The sequence below is a fragment of the Enterococcus sp. DIV0724b genome (genome assembly GCF_050531475.1).
GTDB lineage: Bacteria > Bacillota > Bacilli > Lactobacillales > Enterococcaceae > Enterococcus_L > Enterococcus_L haemoperoxidus.
Genome location: NZ_CP172890.1, coordinates 1,982,219 through 2,001,559, shown reverse-complemented (window position 1 = coordinate 2,001,559; position 19,341 = coordinate 1,982,219). Strand labels below are relative to the sequence as shown.

Annotated in this window: 14 protein-coding genes, 1 other RNA gene and 1 pseudogene; 12 read left to right on the top strand and 4 right to left on the bottom strand. The window is 35.8% G+C overall.

All coding sequences use genetic code 11. From position 1 onward, the window contains the following. The first annotated feature begins 173 nt into the window (after positions 1 to 173). From IGJ02_RS09190 to IGJ02_RS09175, 4 genes are all read left to right on the top strand, one after another. Positions 174 to 1,238, top strand: a complete 1,065-nt coding sequence (locus tag IGJ02_RS09190; RefSeq protein WP_010761558.1) for a mandelate racemase/muconate lactonizing enzyme family protein — start codon at positions 174 to 176, stop codon at positions 1,236 to 1,238. A gap of 16 nt (positions 1,239 to 1,254) precedes the next feature. After that, positions 1,255 to 2,625 (top strand): transglutaminase-like domain-containing protein, encoded by a 1,371-nt coding sequence (locus tag IGJ02_RS09185; RefSeq protein ID WP_010761557.1) that lies wholly within the window; start codon positions 1,255 to 1,257, stop codon positions 2,623 to 2,625. Positions 2,626 to 2,657: 32 nt separating this feature from the next. Beyond that, positions 2,658 to 4,325, top strand: a complete 1,668-nt coding sequence (locus IGJ02_RS09180) for a peptide ABC transporter substrate-binding protein (protein ID WP_010761556.1) — start codon at positions 2,658 to 2,660, stop codon at positions 4,323 to 4,325. Between the two features lie 244 nt (positions 4,326 to 4,569). After that, on the top strand, positions 4,570 to 6,171 hold the full coding sequence (locus tag IGJ02_RS09175) for a CTP synthase (RefSeq protein ID WP_010761555.1): 1,602 nt from the start codon (positions 4,570 to 4,572) through the stop codon (positions 6,169 to 6,171). A 58-nt stretch (positions 6,172 to 6,229) separates the two neighbouring features. Here IGJ02_RS09175 and IGJ02_RS09170 read toward each other — a convergent pair whose 3' ends face one another. Continuing rightward, a complete protein-coding gene (locus tag IGJ02_RS09170; protein WP_430601789.1) occupies positions 6,230 to 8,560 on the bottom strand; it encodes a PBP1A family penicillin-binding protein in 2,331 nt (776 codons plus the stop codon). Further along, positions 8,550 to 9,191 (bottom strand): Holliday junction resolvase RecU, encoded by a 642-nt coding sequence (gene recU / locus IGJ02_RS09165; protein WP_010761552.1) that lies wholly within the window; start codon positions 9,189 to 9,191, stop codon positions 8,550 to 8,552. Before recU ends, IGJ02_RS09170 begins: the two co-directional genes overlap by 11 nt. 61 nt (positions 9,192 to 9,252) lie before the next feature. On the opposite strand from recU, the gene IGJ02_RS09160 reads away from it, so the two are divergent. From IGJ02_RS09160 to nth, 7 genes are all read left to right on the top strand, one after another. Beyond that, entirely contained in the window at positions 9,253 to 9,795 is a 543-nt protein-coding gene (locus IGJ02_RS09160) for a DUF1273 domain-containing protein (RefSeq protein WP_010761551.1), read from the top strand. A 93-nt stretch (positions 9,796 to 9,888) separates the two neighbouring features. After that, positions 9,889 to 10,320: a cell division regulator GpsB gene (gene gpsB, locus IGJ02_RS09155; RefSeq protein ID WP_010761550.1), complete on the top strand. Its 432-nt coding sequence runs from the start codon at positions 9,889 to 9,891 to the stop codon at positions 10,318 to 10,320. 23 nt (positions 10,321 to 10,343) lie between these two features. Further along, positions 10,344 to 10,758: RNase P RNA component class B (rnpB, locus tag IGJ02_RS09150), an RNA gene on the top strand. A gap of 126 nt (positions 10,759 to 10,884) precedes the next feature. After that, on the top strand, positions 10,885 to 12,048 hold the full coding sequence (locus tag IGJ02_RS09145; protein ID WP_430601788.1) for a THUMP domain-containing class I SAM-dependent RNA methyltransferase: 1,164 nt from the start codon (positions 10,885 to 10,887) through the stop codon (positions 12,046 to 12,048). 10 nt (positions 12,049 to 12,058) lie between these two features. Then, the gene (locus tag IGJ02_RS09140; protein ID WP_430601787.1) at positions 12,059 to 13,558 is read left to right on the top strand and encodes a carboxypeptidase M32; all 1,500 of its coding nucleotides are present in this window, start codon (positions 12,059 to 12,061) and stop codon (positions 13,556 to 13,558) included. 35 nt (positions 13,559 to 13,593) lie between these two features. Further along, on the top strand, positions 13,594 to 14,310 hold the full coding sequence (locus tag IGJ02_RS09135) for a DnaD domain protein (RefSeq protein ID WP_010761547.1): 717 nt from the start codon (positions 13,594 to 13,596) through the stop codon (positions 14,308 to 14,310). Between the two features lie 11 nt (positions 14,311 to 14,321). Then, positions 14,322 to 14,969 carry an endonuclease III gene (gene nth / locus IGJ02_RS09130; protein ID WP_010761546.1) on the top strand — a complete coding sequence of 216 codons (648 nt, stop codon included), beginning with the start codon at positions 14,322 to 14,324 and terminating at the stop codon, positions 14,967 to 14,969. 55 nt (positions 14,970 to 15,024) lie between these two features. On the opposite strand, the gene IGJ02_RS09125 is transcribed toward nth, so the two are convergent. Then, positions 15,025 to 16,827, bottom strand: coding sequence for a glycerophosphoryl diester phosphodiesterase membrane domain-containing protein (locus tag IGJ02_RS09125; protein ID WP_010761545.1), 1,803 nt, complete (start codon positions 16,825 to 16,827; stop codon positions 15,025 to 15,027). Positions 16,828 to 16,919: 92 nt separating this feature from the next. Beyond that, positions 16,920 to 17,309: pseudogene (locus IGJ02_RS09120) on the bottom strand (TVP38/TMEM64 family protein); the annotation flags it as partial. A 609-nt stretch (positions 17,310 to 17,918) separates the two neighbouring features. Here IGJ02_RS09120 and IGJ02_RS09115 point away from each other — a divergent pair. Then, positions 17,919 to 19,286 carry an Nramp family divalent metal transporter gene (locus IGJ02_RS09115; RefSeq protein WP_010761543.1) on the top strand — a complete coding sequence of 456 codons (1,368 nt, stop codon included), beginning with the start codon at positions 17,919 to 17,921 and terminating at the stop codon, positions 19,284 to 19,286. Positions 19,287 to 19,341: the final 55 nt, after the last annotated feature.

The window sequence follows — 19,341 nt, the reverse complement described above, 5'->3', positions numbered from 1 at the left end:
TTTACATAGAGTAAACTTAAAATTGTAACCAATAATTCAAATTTTGAAGTAAAATTTAATTCAAAATTAAAAAAAGAATGTTAATTGTATCCTTTGGACGGATTTAATTTTTTTAATAAGAATTAGAAATTAGTATAAAAACAAGTATTAAATTAAACATTGGAGGAAATGAATTGAAAATAACAAAAATCAACGTAGCACCAAAAGCAGTAAAGTTAAAGGAACCGATCACGATTTCACTTGGAACGATTGAGTATTCAATGAGTGCAATTGTTGAAATTGAAACGGATGAAGGAATTATTGGCTATGGTGAAGGCTCACCCGGAATACTGATTACAGGTGAGACATTAAAAGGGACAACGGAATGTATCCAATTATTTGAAAAGAAATTATTAGGTGTTGATCCATTAGATATTGAAAAAATTCATAGTATTATGAATTCTGTAGCGGCACTTGCACCTTCTGCTAAGACTGCAATCGATATTGCATGTTATGATTTATTTGGAAAAAAAGCTAATTTACCTGTTTACAAACTTTTAGGTGGTTTTGATTCATCTGTTAAAACAGACATGACCATTGGAATCGATAGGCCTGAAAGAATGGCTGAAAAAGCAAAACTAGCTGTCTCACAAGGGTTTGACACGTTGAAAATCAAAGTAGGTACAGGATTTGATGAAGATATTACCCGTATCAAAACAATTAGAGAAGCAGTTGGCAGTCAAATAAATCTGCGTCTGGATGCCAATCAAGGTTGGCAACCCAAAGAAGCTGTAAATACGATCAATCATCTAGCGCAATACAATATTGAATTAGTTGAACAACCAGTGGCTTATTACGATATTGAAGGATTGGCTTTTGTTACAAATAACGTATCAACACCAATCATGTCAGATGAAAGCTGTTTTAATTCAAAGGATGCTTTACGTTTGATTAAAGCGCGTGCAGTCGATTTTGTGAATATCAAGCTAATGAAATGCGGTGGTATTCATGAAGCGTTGAAAATCAATAGTATTTGTGAAGCCGCTGGAGTTGAATGTATGATCGGCTGTATGGTAGAGGAAACGAATATTGGTGTGACTGCTGCTGCACATTTAGCTGCGGCAACGAAAAATATTACAAGAGCAGATTTAGATGCGACTTTTGGATTAAATGAAGTAGTTATTCCAGGTGGTGTCGGATTAGAAGCAACAAGTGTAATTACGTTATCTGATAAAGCTGGTTTAGGTTTGAGTAAATAAGAGAGGAGCTTGTCAAATGTATTATGATTTAAAATATATGAGTGTTCCATTACCAGAAGATATAGTCAAATTAAAAAACTATGGTGATTTTGATGGTGCGGGAAAGTTGATCGAACACCTATTATCTAATGAATTACCACAGGCGTTGAGAAAACGTCTGGAAATCGAACAAGATATTATCCGGATTGTTGGAATCAATGAGTATCCATTTGATTTTGTTGAAGCCAACAAGATGATGAAAGAAACATTCAAAGATTATCAAGAGCAGGAGTTAACGGAATTAAAAGAAACAGGAAAAGTTGATTGGCTATATATTGATGGCAAAATTCATTTTCAACGTCGCTTTTTAATGAATTTAATTAAGACACAAGCTGATTACGAAGCAAGACTAATCGTTAAAGAAGACAATGAAGTTGATCGTTTGAGAAAGCAAGAGCTGACCCAGAATGTTCAAATAATGAAAGAACAAGGGGGCAGAAAAGTTAAAATTCATTTGAAAACAAGTATTCAAGTGAAAAAAGAATATGAGCGCCCGGGAGAAATAGTTAAAGTATACTTACCAATTCCTAAAGACTGCAAACAAGTATCTGATATTCAAATCCTAAAGACAACGCCAGAGGCTACCTTTATTGCACCAGAAAAAGAAGCGCAACGCACGGTTTACTTTGAAACAGTTTTGAAAGAAGATCAGGTCTTTTCAGTGGAATACAGTTATACAAATCAAGTTGATTATGTCGTGCTGGATCCAGAAAAAGCATCAGAACTACAACCAGAATTTGAACTCAGTGAAGAACTACCGCATATTCGCTTTACTCCATACTTGGAGAAATTATTGGAAGAGATTTTGTCGGGTGAAACGAATCCAATTAAAAAAGCACGGAAAATCTATGATTTTATTACGACAAAAGTCAATTATTCCTTTATGCGGGAATATTTTACGATCGATAACATCTCAGAGTATGCTGCAGTCAATTTAAAAGGGGACTGTGGCGTTCAAGCTATTTTATTCATCACGTTATGCCGAATGGCAAATATCCCGGCAAAATGGCAATCAGGCTTGTATGTGTCGCAATACTATACTGGATGTCATGACTGGGCACAATTTTACGTGTCACCTTATGGCTGGGTTTTCGCAGATTTATCATTTGGAGGCGGGGCACGAAGAAATGGTGATTTAGATCGTTGGAATTATTACTTTGGTAATCTAGACATTTTCAGAATGCCGGCTAATAGTGAAATTCAAACAGATTTCAACCCACCAAAACAGTTTTTACGAGCAGATCCAATCGATAATCAGCGAGGAGAATTCGAATATGAAAACCAAGGACTTCCTTATGCTTACTTAGAGGTGAAACAAGAGTTGGTTTCAATGGAAGAACTTGTGTAATAAATAAAAAAGAGAAGGAAAAGGTGGAACGTATGAAAAAAGGGTTAAAACAAAGTATCGTATTAATTACAACAATGCTACTGCTATCAGCTTGCGGGGGAAATACAAGCGATAAAACAGCAGATAGTAAAGACAAAAAGGACACGACTAGTCAAAAATCATCAAAAGTATTGAATTTAATGGAAGCTTCTGAAGTAGGATCGATGGACACGATTTTTACTCAAGATGAGCCCAGTGTAAATGCACAATCCAATGTATTTGAAGGACTTTATCAATTAGATGAAAAAGACAATGTCATTCCAGCAGTAGCAAAAGAAATGCCGGAAATCTCAGAAGACGGTAAAACATATAAAATCAAGCTAAGAGAAGATGCAAAATGGTCGAATGGTGACAAGGTAACAGCAAATGATTTTGTTTTTGCTTGGAAAAAAATGGCTGATCCGAAAAATCAAGCTAATTACTTTTTCTTAATGGATGGTACGATTGAAAACGGGACAGAGATTGTAAATGAAGAAAAATCAGCAGACGAACTAGGTGTCAAAGCCTTAGACGATTATACACTTGAAATCAAAATGGCAAAACCAGTAACTTATTTCACATCTTTACTAGCATTTTCACCATTTTTCCCGCAAAATGAAAAATTTGTGACAGAAAAAGGCAAAGAATATGGAACATCAAGTGAAAATATCGTCTCTAATGGACCATTCTTAATGGAAAATTGGGATCAATCATCAATGTCATGGGATTTAGTTCAAAATCCAAATTACTACGATGCAGACAAAGTGAAATCAGAAAAAATTCACTTTGAAGTTTTAAAAGAAACAAATACAGTGTTCAATCTATATGAATCGGGCGAATTAGATGTCGCGATTCTTACAGGTGATTTTGCAAAACAAAATAAAGATAATCCAGACTATGAAGCAATTCAACGCTCAAAAGTCTACTCTTTGAGAATGAATCAAAAACGAAATGACAAACCATCGATCTTTGCAAACGAAAATGTTCGTAAAGCTGTTGCATATGCACTCGATAAGAAAAGTTTAGTAGAAAATATTTTAGCAGATGGTTCAAAAGATATTTATGGCTATATTCCAAAGGATTTCGTTTCGAATCCTGAAACAGGAGAAGATTTTAGAAAAGAAGCTGGTGACTTAGTCAAAACAGACGAAAAATTAGCTAACGAATATTTAGAGAAAGCTAAAAAAGAATTGAACGGCGATGTAACGATCGAATTGTTATCTAAAGATGGTGATGGCGATAAGAAAGTGGCAGAGTTTATTCAAGGACAATTAGAAAAAACTTTACCAGGCTTAAAAATCAATGTAAAAACAGTTCCTTTGAACAATTCGATCGAACTAATGAAAAAAGGGGACTATGAACTTTCTGTCAGCATGTGGGGACCGGATTACCAAGATCCAATGACGTTCTTAGAAAGCTCAGTCAGTACAAAAAATAAAACAAGTTACCGCAGCGAAAAATATGATCAGTTGATTGATGATGCATCGAACAAATATGCGAATGAACCTGAAAAACGCTGGGAAACATTGATTGCAGCAGAAAAAGTGTTAGTTGAAGAAGATGTAGCATTGATTCCATTATATCAACAAGCAAGAGGACAATTAGTCCGTCCTGGTGTTGAAGGAATCGAATACCACAACTTTGGGGCAACCAGCACTTACAAAAATGCGTATATCAAATAATAAATGACTGAAGCTTTAAAACTTTACTAAAAAACCAAAAGTCTTCTAACAGAAATACTTGACCTCGAACAGATTTGCTTGTATTATACTACTTGGGCACCTTTGAGAAGGTCAGAAGTTTACAACGAATTCCAGCTCCCTATTCTTTTTGGATAGGGAGCTTTTGTTTTTATGGATATAAGAAACAGGATCTGTTGTTTACTCATCTCTACAAATCTATTTTGAGAAAGGGTTTTTTTATATTATGACAAAATATATCTTTGTTACAGGCGGCGTAGTTTCTTCGATTGGGAAGGGTATTGTTGCAGCATCTTTAGGGCGTTTATTAAAAAATCGCGGCTTGAAAGTAACGATTCAAAAATTTGATCCATATATCAACGTGGATCCAGGAACAATGAGTCCTTACCAACACGGAGAAGTTTTTGTCACAGATGATGGTGCCGAAACAGATTTGGATCTTGGTCACTATGAACGATTTATTGATATCAACTTAAATAAATTTTCTAACGTGACAACAGGAAAAATTTATTCAGAAGTATTAAGAAAAGAACGTAAAGGTGAATACTTAGGTGCAACTGTACAGGTTATTCCACATATCACAAATGAAATCAAAGATAAAATCATGCGTGCAGCTAGCATGACAGATGCTGATATCATTATCACAGAAGTTGGTGGAACGGTTGGAGACATTGAGTCACTACCTTTTTTAGAAGCATTGCGTCAGATGAAAGCAGAAGTAGGCAGTGATAATGTGATGTACATCCATACAACATTGATCCCTTACTTAAAAGCAGCCGGCGAAATGAAAACTAAACCAACACAACATAGCGTAAAAGAACTACGCAGCTTAGGGATTCAACCAAATATTTTAGTTGTTCGTACAGAATTACCTGTTTCTCAAGGAACAAAAAATAAATTAGCTCAATTTTGTGACGTAGCACCAGAAGCTGTTATTGAGTCACGTGATGTAGAAACACTATATTCTATTCCTTTAGCACTACAGGCGCAAAACATGGATCAAATCGTTTGTGATCATTTAAAAATAGATGCACCAGTTGCCGATATGACGGAATGGCGTGCACTAGAAGAAAAAGTATTAGGCTTGAAGAAAACAACTCGAATTGCCTTAGTTGGGAAATATGTAGAACTTCCTGATGCTTATCTTTCAGTGGTTGAAGCGTTGAAACATGCTGGTTTTGCGTTTGATTCTGATATTGCGATCGATTGGATCGATTCACAAGAATTAACGGAAGAAAATGTTTCAGAAATTTTAAAAGATGCTGATGGAATCCTAGTACCAGGTGGATTTGGTGATCGTGGAGTAGAAGGGAAGATTGAAGCAATTCGTTTTGCTCGTGAAAATGATGTCCCATTCTTAGGTATTTGTCTAGGCATGCAAATGGCTTGCGTTGAATTTGCCCGAAACGTTGTAAAACTAGAAGATGCAGGTTCCGCTGAAAACAATCCTGAAATCCTTAATAATATTATTGATTTGATGGCCGATCAAGAAAATATTGAAAATCTTGGTGGAACATTACGTTTAGGATTATATCCTTGTAAACTTAAAAAAGGTAGTGTTACTGCGGCTGCTTACGATAATCAAGAAGTTGTTCAAGAACGTCACCGCCACCGTTATGAGTTCAATAATAAATACCGTCAATTATTTGAAGAAAACGGCTTAGTCTTTTCAGGTGTTTCACCAGACAATCGTTTGGTTGAGATTGTTGAGTTACCAGAGAAAAAATTCTTTGTTGCTTGTCAATTCCATCCAGAGTTGATTTCTAGACCAAATAGACCACAACATTTGATTAAGGGGTTTGTAGAAGCAGCTTTAAATAATCAATAATTAATAAACTAAGAGATACGATATCTGTGTTAGATATCGTATCTCTTTTGTTTTTATATCAGCCAGGAGAGGATCTTCTTCTAGTTGCATTATTTTGTATAACAGGTGGTGTAGAGGATTCTTGCGGCGGTTCACTGCTTGGCAAGACCTCGGTCGGCGTGGTTGATGCCGGCGGTTCTGTTTGTTGAGTAGAAGAAACAGGTGGCTCACTTGGTTGAGTTGATGATGGTTCTGTTTGTGAAGGTACAGTCGAACTACTCGTTGTTCCTGGTTCAGAACTTACAGGATTTTCCCAAGATGAAGAGCTTGTATTACCAGTGTTTGACGGCAATAACTGTTCTTCATAAGCGCCTTTTACATATAGTTCACTACCAGAACGTATAACACTGTCTGGCATAACCCAGTCATCATTAGAGACACCTTCTGAAAGGTAAGTCATCATTTCTCGGTAAACATCAGAAGCAGTTCCCCAATATTCGTATGGAATAGGCGTTAAGCGCTGCTTATAGCCTGTCCAAACAGAAACGGCATAATGAGGTGTATAACCAACGAACGTGCTGTCAGGCGCAATGCTAGAGGATGCAGAGGCACCTATTTTAACTAGATCATCATCTGTGTAGTTGGCGGTTCCAGTTTTACCAGCTTGAATCAATCCCGGAACTCCTGCATTAAAGGCCGTACCACCAGAGATAACATCTTTAAGCATGTCAGTCATCATATAAGCAGTTGAGTCTTTCATAGCACGTTTACTTTCAGTTTCAGTTACATCCTCTGAACCATCTTGATAGACTACTTTGCTAACGTAATAAGGTTTATTGTAGACACCCATATTTGCAAAAGCCGCATAAGCCGCAGCCAATTTTAAGGAAGAAACACCATATTTATTACCACCAAGTTCACTGGTATTACTAGATATAGCATTTGCAGCAACGAAATCTTTGAACTCAATCCCTAAATCTTTAAGGAACGCTGCGGATTTGTCACTACCGACAGCATCGAAAGTTCGAATTGCCGTTGTGTTACGAGAATACATGATAGCTTTACGCATTGTTAAAGCACCATAGTATTGCATATCAGCATTTGTAACTTCAATGTTGGTTCCTTCATAGGTCGTCGGTTGATCCATCATAATACGACCGGTTGAGTAGTTTAAGTTTTCAATGGCAGGACCGTAATCTGCAATTGGTTTCATCGTTGATCCAACATCGCGATCGGTTTCGATTGCTAAATTACTACCGAGTTGGACATCATCAGGAATATTTCGACCACCGATTTGAGCTTTAACTTGACCCGTTTTTACATCGATCACAGTCGAAGCAACTTGGAATTCTGGATCAGGATACTCTACATACGTATCACTATTGATGATGTCATAAAGGCGTTTTTGTGCGTTCATATCAAGGTTGGTATGAATGTCCAAGCCATCTGTGTAAGGATTTTTACCCATACTTTCTACTTCAGCGATAACTTCTCTGATATAGTTATCAACGATTTTACGGTTTTCATTAGACTGTTTTAAAGGTTGTAAACCGTCATCGATCGGAGTCGCTTTAGCATCGTCGTATTCTTTTTGTGTGATTTTATCATTTTCTTTCATTGTGTATAACACAACGTCACGTCGTTCTTTAGCGACATCAGGTTTTACATAAGGATCATAGTCATTTGGTGCTTGCGGCATTCCAGCTAATAGCGCTGTCTGTGGAAGGCTCAACTCAGCCAATGGTTTTCCATAATAAGCTTGAGCCGCTGTTTCCATACCGTATAAACCATTAGCCATATATACCTTATTGATATAGTAGGTCAAGATTTCTTCTTTTGATTTTTCTTTTTCTAACTGCATTGCAAGCCAAGCTTCTTGTGCTTTTCTTTTAAGGTTTTGATCTTTTTCTTTTGTGGAGAAGTAAGAAAGCTTGATCAATTGCTGTGTCAAAGTACTACCACCTTGAAGACCACCTGTTTTAAAGTTTGAAAAAGCAGAACCTAGTATTCGGATCGGATCAACACCGCTGTGTTTGTAAAAACGTTTATCTTCAACTGAGACAACCGCATCTTTAAGTAACTGAGGTACATCTGTAGGTTTGATCATTTCACGTTTTTCAGCGCCTAATTCTTCAAAAACTTCATTATTGGCATCGTATAACTTTGACGAAACCGTTGCGCTTAGTTTATCGTCTTCTAATTTAGGTGCATCTTTGGCATATGACCAAAACAAACCTACACCAGCTAGAAGACCCAAGATACCAAGCAGAACTAAGCCTAAAAATATTTTTAATAGGATTCGTTTTTTCTTTGGTTTTTTGCCGCCATTTGACGGTGTGTTTTCAGTGCTGTTAGATACAGGAGTATGTCCGTGTCTTGCAGCACGTGATCCTATTTCATCAGTTGTCATTAATCGCAACTCCTTTGTTTGATTGAATATGTTGCCGGACTGCATCTAAATATGGAACTCTAGGTGCAACGCCAATTTGGATCTCTATTCCATTTTTTTCAATAATAGATAAAGGCAACGATTTTTTTCCAGTACTTTCTTGCTCTGACCAATAGGTTACTAATTCCTCTCCGCTAAAAAAGAAACATCTATTCAATGAAGAGAACCACAATAGAACAAAGCAAATTCCTTTTTGCGCCAAACATTGCTGGATATGATCGATTTGGTGTTGGTGAAAATTTTTAAATGGAAAGGAGGTTTTGTTTTTTGTTTCCTTAGCCTCAAAATCCAGATAATATCCGTTGTAGACACCATTATAATCGGTTGTAGAAGCTTGTCTAAAATAAGCTTCTTTGATCACTGCAGCGCTACGGCTAGGGTAATCAACCTTGACAATTTGAACGGGGGTAGGCTTTTTATGGACGACTGCTATATTGCGCGATAAATAAAAAGCATTGCTTTTGTTGATTTCTTCTTCGAAATCCATTCCTCGTTTACCAAATTGAATTGATTTTTGTTTTTTTACTTGTTTTTTTGATTTAGGTGCTTCATGATTATTATAGGGAGTACCATTAGGATAATGAAAAGCCATTTCTATCACACTCCTAGCCAACATTATAACAAAAAATCTTTATGAAAGAAAAGGAATGTCTATGGAAAACGTAAAAACACTTTATGTGACTGGTTATAAAAGCTTTGAAATCGGGGCTTTTCAAGACAATGACCCTAAAATTACAGTTATTAAAAATGTATTAAAAAAGGAAATTATGGGGTATTTAGACACTGGATTGGAGTGGGTTTTGGTTTCTGGCAATCTTGGAACAGAGATTTGGGCGGCAGAAGTTGTAGCAGAATTGAAAAATGATTATCCAGAATTAAAATTAGGACTGATATATCCATTTAAAGATTTTGGTAGTAATTGGAATGAAAAAAATCGTGCAAATTTAGAAAAAATTGAACTTTTAGCAGATTTTGTAGATTCGGTGAGTCATCAACCATATAAATCTCCTGCACAATTAAAAATGCATACCCGCTTTTTATTAGAACATTCAGGGGCTAGTTTATTAGTCTATGACAAAGAATATCCAGGGAAAACGGAGTATTTTTTAAAGGATGCTGAACTTTTTTCTGAGAAATTTCCTTATGAAATCCGCTTGATAACAATGGATGATTTACAAAACTCGATGGATTCGTGATAATCTGTTTGATTTTCTGATCATTTTCCGATACAATAATGCTGTTGAACTATGAACTTTTATCCTAATCAAAGAAAATAATGAGGTGTAAGTATGGCAAATTTAGTATACAGTCCAAAAGATATTTTACAAAAAGAATTTAAAACAAAAATGCGTGGTTATGATCCAGTAGAAGTTGATGAATTTTTAGATAACGTTATTAAAGATTATGAAGCGTATAACAAAGAACTTTTAACTTTGCAAGAAGAAAACAACCGTCTCTTAGCTAAACTTGATCAAGCTTCTAAAGTACAACAAGCAATGCCATCACGTAGCGCACAAGAAATGCCTAAAAGTGCTGCTGTTACAAACTTTGATATTTTAAAACGTTTGTCAAATTTAGAGCGTGAAGTATTTGGCAAAAAGCTAGATGATACTCCTGCTTCAAATCCTATTTCAGGCATGAGTCATTCTAATCCATACGAAAGCAATCTTCACAATCCGTATGAACGTGAAATAGACAACTCAGAAACACGTCAATTTTAATTGATCGCATCAAACATTTTGTAATTTTCGGGTGATCGCGGTTTGAATTTATTCAGGCTGAGGAAAGTCCATGCTCGCACAGGCTGAGATGTCTGTAGTGTTCGTGCTTAGCGAAATCATAAGCTAAGGTACTTGATTTTGTGAAATCTGTAAGTTTTCGGACAAACTGATTTTGCTTTTTAGAGTAACGGCAGGAAAAATGACTAAGGTTTCGGCTATGTCAAAGTACCCTTGAAAGTGCCACAGTGACGAAGCAATTTTGGAAACGGAATTGGTGGAACGCGGTAAACCCCTCGAGCGAGCAACCCAAACAATGGTAGGGGCGCTCTTCTAAAGGAAATGAACGAGTAGAAGAGGCAGATTAATTTCTGCAGATAGATGATGACCATCGAGTGTCTTTCCCTGAGAGGCATTCGATACAGAACATGGCTTACAGAAAATTACAAGTATTCAGGATGACCTTCCAACTTTGTTGTGAAGGCTTTTTTTAAAGTAAGAGATAGTTTTTAATGTAGATAAAGCAATGAATAGTTCTTAACGATAACAAGAACAAGAGGAGATATAATGACAAAAGAAAAAACATTTAAACTTGTTGCAACGGCAGCAAGTGGTTTAGAGGCATTAGTAGGTAAAGAATTACGTGATTTAGGAATTCCTTGTGAAGTGGAAAATGGTAAAGCTTTGTTTGAAGGGACAATGGAGACAATCGCGACAGCTAACTTATGGTTAAGAACAGCCGATCGTATTAAAATCATTGTTGGTGAATTTGATGCGTTTAGCTTCGATGAATTATTTGAAAAAGTCAAGGCGTTGCCTTGGGAAGATTATTTGCCGATGGATGCAGAATTTCCAGTAGCTGGAAAATCAATTAAATCTAAATTGTACAGCACACCAGATTGTCAATCAATCACTAAAAAAGCAATTGTTAATCGTTTAAGAGAAGTATATCATCGCCCAGCAACAGTGCCTTTGGCTGAAACAGGTGCCTTTTTCCAATTAGAAGTTGCTCTTTTAAAAGATCATGTAACGGTAACAATCGATACGACTGGGCCAAGTTTATTTAAACGTGGCTATCGTATTGAAAAAGGTGGAGCGCCTTTAAAAGAAAATATGGCAGCGGCTTTAGTGATGTTAACGAATTGGCGCAAAGATCGTCCGTTTTATGATCCGGTTTGTGGATCGGGTACGATTTGTATTGAAGCAGCTTTGATCGGTCATAATATTGCACCAGGCTTTAACCGTGAATTTGTCTGTGAAACATGGGATTGGTTTGATTCTGCTATTTTTGAAAAAGTCCGTAAAGAAGCGGATGAGAAGGCAGATTATGATATCAAATTAGATATTATGGGATCAGATATCAACGGAAAAATGATTGAGATCGCTAAAGCAAATGCCGAAGAAATTGGGTTAGGTGATTCTATCACATTTAAACAACTAGCTTTACGCGACTTTACGACAGAAAAAGAATATGGCGTAATGGTTGCAAATCCGCCTTATGGAGAACGTTTAGGTGAAGAAGAATCTGTGCGCAAATTATACAAAGAGATGGGCGAAGTTTTCCGTCCACTTAAAACTTGGAGTAAATACATTTTAACGAGTGATTTAACGTTTGAGCAATATTATGGTGCAAGAGCTACAAAGAAAAGAAAATTATACAACGGGGCTTTACGCACTGATTTGTTCCAATATTGGGGAGAAAGACCACCAAGAAAACCAAGAGAAGAGTAGGTGAAGGGATATGAAAGAACAAGAATTTTTAAACGAAATTAAAGAGATCCAACTATTAAATCAAGCGATTGGCTTATTAGAATGGGATAGTCAAACCGGCATGCCAGAAGCTAGCAGTCCTTTCCGTGGAGAATCTGTTGGATATATCTCAGGGATGGCTTTCGAACGAAGTGTAGGGCCTAAAGTTCAAGAAGCGTTAGCTTATTTCGAGACACATTCTGATGAATTATCAGAAGTTGGATTAGCAGTCTACAAAAAAGTTAAGGAAGACTATGAGCTAAATCACAGTATCCCGGCAGAAAGAATGCAAGCATATAACACAGCATTGACTAACGCTCATACAGCATGGTTGCAAGCTAGAAAAACGAAAAACTTTGCTGAAATGAAAAATGAAATCCAACTAATTATTGATTTTTTAAAGGAATTTATTCCTTATTGGAAAAAAGATGAAGCCACAAATTATGATGTTTTACTAAACCAATATGAGCCAGATTTGACTGTTGAAAAATTAGATCAAATTTTTGCTCAGGTGAAAACGGGTATTATGGAAATCAGAGAAACAGTTGCCGAGAAAGGTATTGTTCCACGTACAGATTTCTTATCTAGAGAAGTTTCAAAAGAACAACAGAGGACCTTTGTATCAGGAGTTGCAGAGCAATTAGGATATGATTTTTCACGTGGGCGTTTAGATGATACTGTCCATCCGTTCATGTTGGCGTTAAATCGTAATGATGCACGAATTACGACTCGTTGGGATGAAACAGATTTCACGATGGCAACTTTTGGTATCATTCATGAAGCAGGTCATGGAATTTATGAGCAAAGTATCGATCCAAAATATGATTATACGCCACTTTCAACAGGAGCATCTATGGGAATCCATGAGTCTCAATCATTATTTAACGAAATTATTATCGGCAGTAATAAACAGTTTTGGAAAAAACAATTTCCGTTTTTTAAAGAATGCACTGAAGGTACATTTGATGATATTGATTTTGAGACCTTTTATGATTCTCTAAAAGAAACCAAAGCTAGTTTAGTGCGTATTGAAGCGGATAGTTTAACGTATCCACTTCATATTATTATTCGTTATGAAATTGAAAAGATGATTTTTAATGAGGACGTTTCAGTCGATGATCTACCTCAAATTTGGAATGACAAATATGAGGAATATTTAGGGATTCGACCAGAGAATGATTTAGAAGGGATTGTACAGGATGTTCATTGGTCTGGGGGGAGTTTTGGCTATTTCCCATCTTATGCATTAGGGTATATGTACGCAGCTCAGCTACGTCATGCAATGGGCAAAGAAATTGACGTAGATACTGTTTTAGCAAGTGATGATTACTCTTCTATTAAAAACTGGTTAACAGAGCGCATCCACCAATATGGCGCATCAAGAAAGCCTAACCAATTGATTTTAGATGCGACTGGAGAAGCATTGAATCCGCACTATCTAATTGATTATATGAAATCTATTTATTATGATGTATATAAAATCAAAGAATAACTAATTTTTCTAGCAACAGAAACGAGGGAGCAGTTATGTTATCAATCAATGAATACCTGAAAGCCGGTGAAACGACTGTCTCCAATTTGGTCATTGAGAATTATCAAAAAATTGGTTTGACAGATGAAGAATTTTTGTTTTGGCTGCAGTTGTTCCGTTCCCAAGTAAAAGGTGATTTATTTCCTGATTTAGCTGAAATCAGTCAAATAATGGGGAAATCAATCGATGTTATTTATAAATTGATGAATCAACTCGTTTCACGCGGATTTTTGATCATTGAAACAAAACAAAATGATCAAGGTCAAATGATGGATACATACGATTTATTGCCAATATTTGAAAAAATTGATCTTTTACAACAAAAGCAAACGGAAAAACAAAAAGAAATGACATCAGAAGAAACAATCAAACAGCTTTATCAAGGATTTGAAAAAGAGTTTGGTCGCCAACTATCTCCAATCGAGTTAGAGATGATTGGTCAGTGGTTAGAAACAGATCACTACCAACCAGAACTTATCCGACTGGCATTAAGAGAAGCTGTGTTAAATCAAGCCTATAGCTTAAAATATATCGATCGGATTTTATTGGCCTGGGAGCGTAAGAATATTACGACGAAAGAGCAAGTAGCTGAAGATCAAAAACGTCGAAAACAGGCGCTGATCCAAAAAGAAATTGAAGAACAAGGAGCTCAAAGTGAGCCGATTCCCAAAGTTACTTTACACAATTGGCTTAATCCAGAAGATAGTGAGTAGGAGGTAGATAAATGCTTTCTAAAGAGAAAACAATGGAAGCAATAGAAATAATGTATGATATGTTTCCAGAAGCAGCGTGTGAACTCACGCATAGAAGTCCATTTCAACTATTGATTGCTGTTATTTTAAGTGCTCAAGCAACGGACGTTTCTGTGAATAAAGCCACACCTGCATTATTTGCCGCATATCCAACACCTGAGGCACTTGCGGCAGCTCCCTTGGATGATATCATTCAAAAAATTAAAACGATTGGTTTGTATCGAAATAAAGCAAAGAATATTAAAGCTTGTGCTGCACAATTATTAGATCAGTTTGATGGAAAAGTACCCGAAACTCGTGAAGAGTTAGTTTCTTTACCAGGTGTCGGTCGCAAAACGGCTAATGTGGTAATGGGAGATGCGTTTGGAGAACCGGCTATCGCAGTGGATACTCATGTTGAACGGGTGTCAAAACGTTTACGAATTTGCAAGCTTGATGCTAACGTAATGGAAGTCGAACAAACATTGATGAGAAAAATTCCTAAAGAACTATGGGTCAAGACGCATCATACGATGATTTTTTTCGGCCGTTATCACTGTTTAGCACGAAATCCTAAATGTGATATTTGTCCGCTTTTGTATATGTGTCAAGAAGGAAAAAGTAGAATGAGCGCAAAATAAATAGAGTGACGTAAAACAGATCACTGTTTGCGTCACTCTATTTATTTAGATTATTTTAACCAATCCCAATAACAAAATGGAACAGTTTATCTGAATAGGTTAACTCGTCTAAATCAGTTTTGATCGTTTCATTAAGTAATTTCAATTCATCTGTAACAATACCGTCCACACCATAAAACATCATCCGTGTCATTGTATCTTGATCATTAACAGTCCAAGCATAGACTTTTTTCCCATCATTATGGGCTGCGCTGATAAAATTACGATTTAAGGTTGTATATTCCATTGTAAAGAAATCTACATTGGAAACAGGTGGCCCTACAATGTTAAATGGAAGAATGTAGCCAACGTAAAAGTCTGGTTCTTGTTCCTTTAACTGAGTAGCTGTATCAAAAGTTAGTGTATGAAGAATGTGTTTTTCCGATAAAATAACTTTACGATATTTTTCAGTAAATCGTTTAACAAGGTCGGGACTGTCTTGTGGTGTTGTTTTGATTTCAATCAGTAACTTTTGATTTAATTGCTTGGCTTTTGCGAGATACTCATCGAATGAGCAGACTTTAGCCTTCATACCGTTTTCTTTAGCGGTCAACTTGACAAGTTCTGCTAATGTAAGTTCATTTGGACGTTTATTTACACCGGTAAGATTTTTTAGATTGAAGTCGTGCATGACAACAAATTGTTTATCTTTGGTTTCTTGTATATCCATTTCTATATAAGTAGGATGTTCTAAGCTTGTTTTTTCTAGGGCAGGTAAGGTGTTTTGGACTCCATTTGCTGCATCGACTCCTCTATGAGATATTGTTAGAGGTTCAGTGACGGAGGGATTACTTAAATAATTAGTATTATAAGTTCCCACACCAATCCCAAAGAGAGCTGCGGTAAAAGCGAATAACCCTATTTTAAAGACAGACCATTCTTTTCTTGCTTGTTTTGGCTGATCGAAAAACCATTGTGGTAACTCAGGCAAAAAGCCTTCATCATCCATATAGTCGATCGTAATATAAAATATTCCCACGGTGGAAAAGATAATGTTCATAAGTAATATAAATTGTAAAAGTGTCATTGCAACAACAGCGCTGACTAACGCATAACTTGGAAACGTTGTTTCAATGATTGCTTGAACACTTAAAATTACTGTATAACTTAGAACAAAAACCAAAAGAATACTGCCACCAATTACAATAAACTGACCTAAGATTTTAAAGAAATGGTTTTTGGTTGAACGCCAACTTTCTTTCACGGCTTGACGGAAAGGAACATCTCGTAAAATCATTTCAGGCAATGCAAAAATCAAACGAATAGAAAGATAAAAGAACAGCAAATAACCTAAGACAACTAAAGCAATGATTGTTACACGATTAGCAAAGATAAAATCCATAATAAATGCTGGAATTTTTATTTTAGCTAATAAATCCGAATTAAAACCTAAACCACTAAGTGGTAACACTAAGAAAAAATAGAATAGAAAAAAAACTATCGTACTAAATCGAATTTTTTTAAGTTGAAGAATTGTTCCTTTAAGCAAATTTGTTAGAGAAATCGGTTCTTTTTTCTTTATAAAAAAAATGCTCAAAAGTAAAAAAGTAAATTCAAAGAAAACTGCAATCACAATTGCTAACAGTACAACAATCAAGGCGATCAATACACCTGGATGTTTAGCAAAGATAATTGGAATGGTATCATAAGATAGATAGTCTATTTTCCCTTGTCTTAATATAAAACGAGTGGAGCTGGCTAAAAGAGGAAGTAACACAAACAGCATAAACCCATGCATCAATAAAACATCGCGAAAATAGGCTGATGTACCTGCAAAAAAATCAATCATATTTTTAAAACTATTTTTTAAGTATTTCATTATTTAAACCACCCTTACAATACTAAAATAAAAGAAGATAGGATACTGTTGCATCCTATCCTAATTATGATTTTATTATATATTTTTAAGCTTTAAAAGCCCAGTAAACCGTTTAAGAATGTACCACCGTATATTAAAGCTAAACTATACAAGAAAATTGAAACGGGTTTTGCTAAGATAATAATCAATGTAAATTTCTTTAAAGACATCTTAGTCAAACCAGCCATTAAACAAAGTGCATCATCTGGCGCAATGGGTAGAAAAATAGCTAAAGCGAAAAGACGTTCAAAGCGTTTTTCATTATCTAACCAGCCAATATACTTGTTATAAGTTTTATCACTAACTAAACTTAGAATAAATGGTTTCCCGTATTGACGACCTAAAAGGAAAATAATCACAGAACCAATTGCGATTCCTACGTAATTATAGATAAATCCTGCAAAGGGACCAAATATCAGAACACCTGCAGCACAACTAATGCCGCCTGGTATGATTGGAATCACCACTTGAATGATCTGAATCAACATAAACAATATAGGACCTAAAATAACAGAGTCACCGACTAATCCTCTCAAAGCGTCTACATCTTTAAAAACACCTAATCGTATAAAATAAATGGTCACAGCAATCGTTGCTATAATACCTACGATTGAAATGCAATTAATAATTTTTCTTGAAAGCGCGATGCTCATGTCTATCATCTCCTTAATTTAAAAGTGTAACAGGATTGTTCAGTCTCGTAGAAAATATGTAATATGATGCTTTTTGTCACAGACAATGTTTTATCAATTTTTCTAGAGACTAGTCAGAAAGCTTGATAAAGTAACTACCTTCAGTATAAAAGTCTTCTTCTTATTTTACCATTGTTATTTATCAAATTTCACGAACAAAGTTGTAAGAATGAACTTGTTACGATTATTATACAAAGAACTTACGTGAAATACATCCTACTTTAGCCCTAAATAAAAAAATAACTGAGTGTTTCCTATTTACAAGAAACAATGAGAGGATTATAATTGTTTTAAGGATTATGGTGCACCTAAAAATATAATAATATAAACCTGATAATTTTAGTTGGAAGAAGGATTTACATGAAAGAAGAGAAAAATGAAGCAGAAAAGTTGTTGGAATATGCAAATGGACCTAGTTTAGAAGAAATCAATAATACCGTTGATGTACCAAAAAATGCTAATTTTTGGCGAACATTGATGGCCTATAGTGGACCTGGAGCACTTGTGGCAGTTGGGTACATGGATCCAGGAAATTGGATAACATCAATCGCTGGTGGTGCAGAGTACAAGTATGCATTACTGAGTGTCATCTTATTATCAAGTTTGATTGCGATGTTACTTCAAAGCATGGCGGCTAAATTAGGAATCGTAACAGGAAGAGATTTAGCTCAGGCGACTAGAGAACATACAAGCAAAAAAACAGGGTTTGTTTTATGGATCATTACTGAACTTGCAATTATGGCAACGGACATTGCTGAGGTAATCGGTGGTGCGGTGGCATTGCAATTATTGTTTGGTTTTCCATTATTAATCGGCGTATTGATTACAACATTTGATGTTTTATTGTTATTGCTGTTAACGAAACTAGGTTTCAGAAAAATCGAAGCCATCGTCGCTTGTTTAATTGCAGTTATCTTTTTTGTTTTTGCATATGAAGTAGCACTGGCTGATCCAAATATTGGTGAAGTACTACGTGGCTTTATTCCAGATACAAAAATTGCTAGTGACAAATCCATGCTATTTTTAGCATTAGGGATTGTAGGGGCAACGGTTATGCCGCATAATTTATATTTACATTCATCCATTGCTCAGGCAAGAAAATTCGATCGTAATGATGATAAAGAAAAAGCGAAAGCCATTCGTTTTACGATTTGGGATTCGAATATTCAATTGACCGTTGCCTTTATTGTTAATTGTTTGTTGCTGATTTTAGGTGGTGCTTTGTTTTATGGAACGAATAGTGATTTAGGGAAGTTTGTGGACTTGTTTGATGCATTGAAAAATCCTGATATCGTTGGGAATATTGCAAGCCCGGTTTTAAGTATCCTATTTGCGATAGCGTTGCTTGCTTCAGGTCAAAACTCAACTATAACTGGGACACTTTCAGGACAAATTGTTATGGAAGGGTTTATTCACTTGAAAATGCCGTTGTGGATGCGTAGAGTCGTAACACGCTTGATTGCGATCGTACCTGTAATTATTTGTGTGATTCTTTATGGCGGTAGAGAATCAGCGGTAGAGGATTTATTATTGTATACTCAAGTATTTTTAAGCATCGCATTACCAATTTCGATCATTCCTTTAACAATGTATACAAGTGATAAAAAAATCATGGGTCGTTTTGCGAATCCAATGTGGGTGAAAGTTTTAGCTTGGGTCATTGCAATTGTGTTGACAGCATTGAACCTATTCTTGATTTATGGCACATTGACTGGTATGAATGCTTAATAACGAAAAAGAAAGCGATTCTTGATTGAATGGCTTTCTTTTTTATGTATATATA

Excerpts from the sequence above, each read along its gene's own strand:
- IGJ02_RS09185 (WP_010761557.1), top strand. The coding sequence starts at position 1,255 with ATGTATTATGATTTAAAATATATGAGTGTTCCATTACCAGAAGATATA.
- IGJ02_RS09180 (WP_010761556.1), top strand. The coding sequence starts at position 2,658 with ATGAAAAAAGGGTTAAAACAAAGTATCGTATTAATTACAACAATGCTA.
- IGJ02_RS09175 (WP_010761555.1), top strand. The coding sequence starts at position 4,570 with ATGACAAAATATATCTTTGTTACAGGCGGCGTAGTTTCTTCGATTGGG.
- IGJ02_RS09170 (WP_430601789.1), bottom strand. The coding sequence starts at position 8,560 with ATGACAACTGATGAAATAGGATCACGTGCTGCAAGACACGGACATACT.
- recU (WP_010761552.1), bottom strand. The coding sequence starts at position 9,191 with ATGGCTTTTCATTATCCTAATGGTACTCCCTATAATAATCATGAAGCA.
- IGJ02_RS09160 (WP_010761551.1), top strand. The coding sequence starts at position 9,253 with ATGGAAAACGTAAAAACACTTTATGTGACTGGTTATAAAAGCTTTGAA.
- gpsB (WP_010761550.1), top strand. The coding sequence starts at position 9,889 with ATGGCAAATTTAGTATACAGTCCAAAAGATATTTTACAAAAAGAATTT.
- IGJ02_RS09145 (WP_430601788.1), top strand. The coding sequence starts at position 10,885 with ATGACAAAAGAAAAAACATTTAAACTTGTTGCAACGGCAGCAAGTGGT.
- IGJ02_RS09140 (WP_430601787.1), top strand. The coding sequence starts at position 12,059 with ATGAAAGAACAAGAATTTTTAAACGAAATTAAAGAGATCCAACTATTA.
- IGJ02_RS09135 (WP_010761547.1), top strand. The coding sequence starts at position 13,594 with ATGTTATCAATCAATGAATACCTGAAAGCCGGTGAAACGACTGTCTCC.
- nth (WP_010761546.1), top strand. The coding sequence starts at position 14,322 with ATGCTTTCTAAAGAGAAAACAATGGAAGCAATAGAAATAATGTATGAT.
- IGJ02_RS09125 (WP_010761545.1), bottom strand. The coding sequence starts at position 16,827 with ATGAAATACTTAAAAAATAGTTTTAAAAATATGATTGATTTTTTTGCA.
- IGJ02_RS09115 (WP_010761543.1), top strand. The coding sequence starts at position 17,919 with ATGAAAGAAGAGAAAAATGAAGCAGAAAAGTTGTTGGAATATGCAAAT.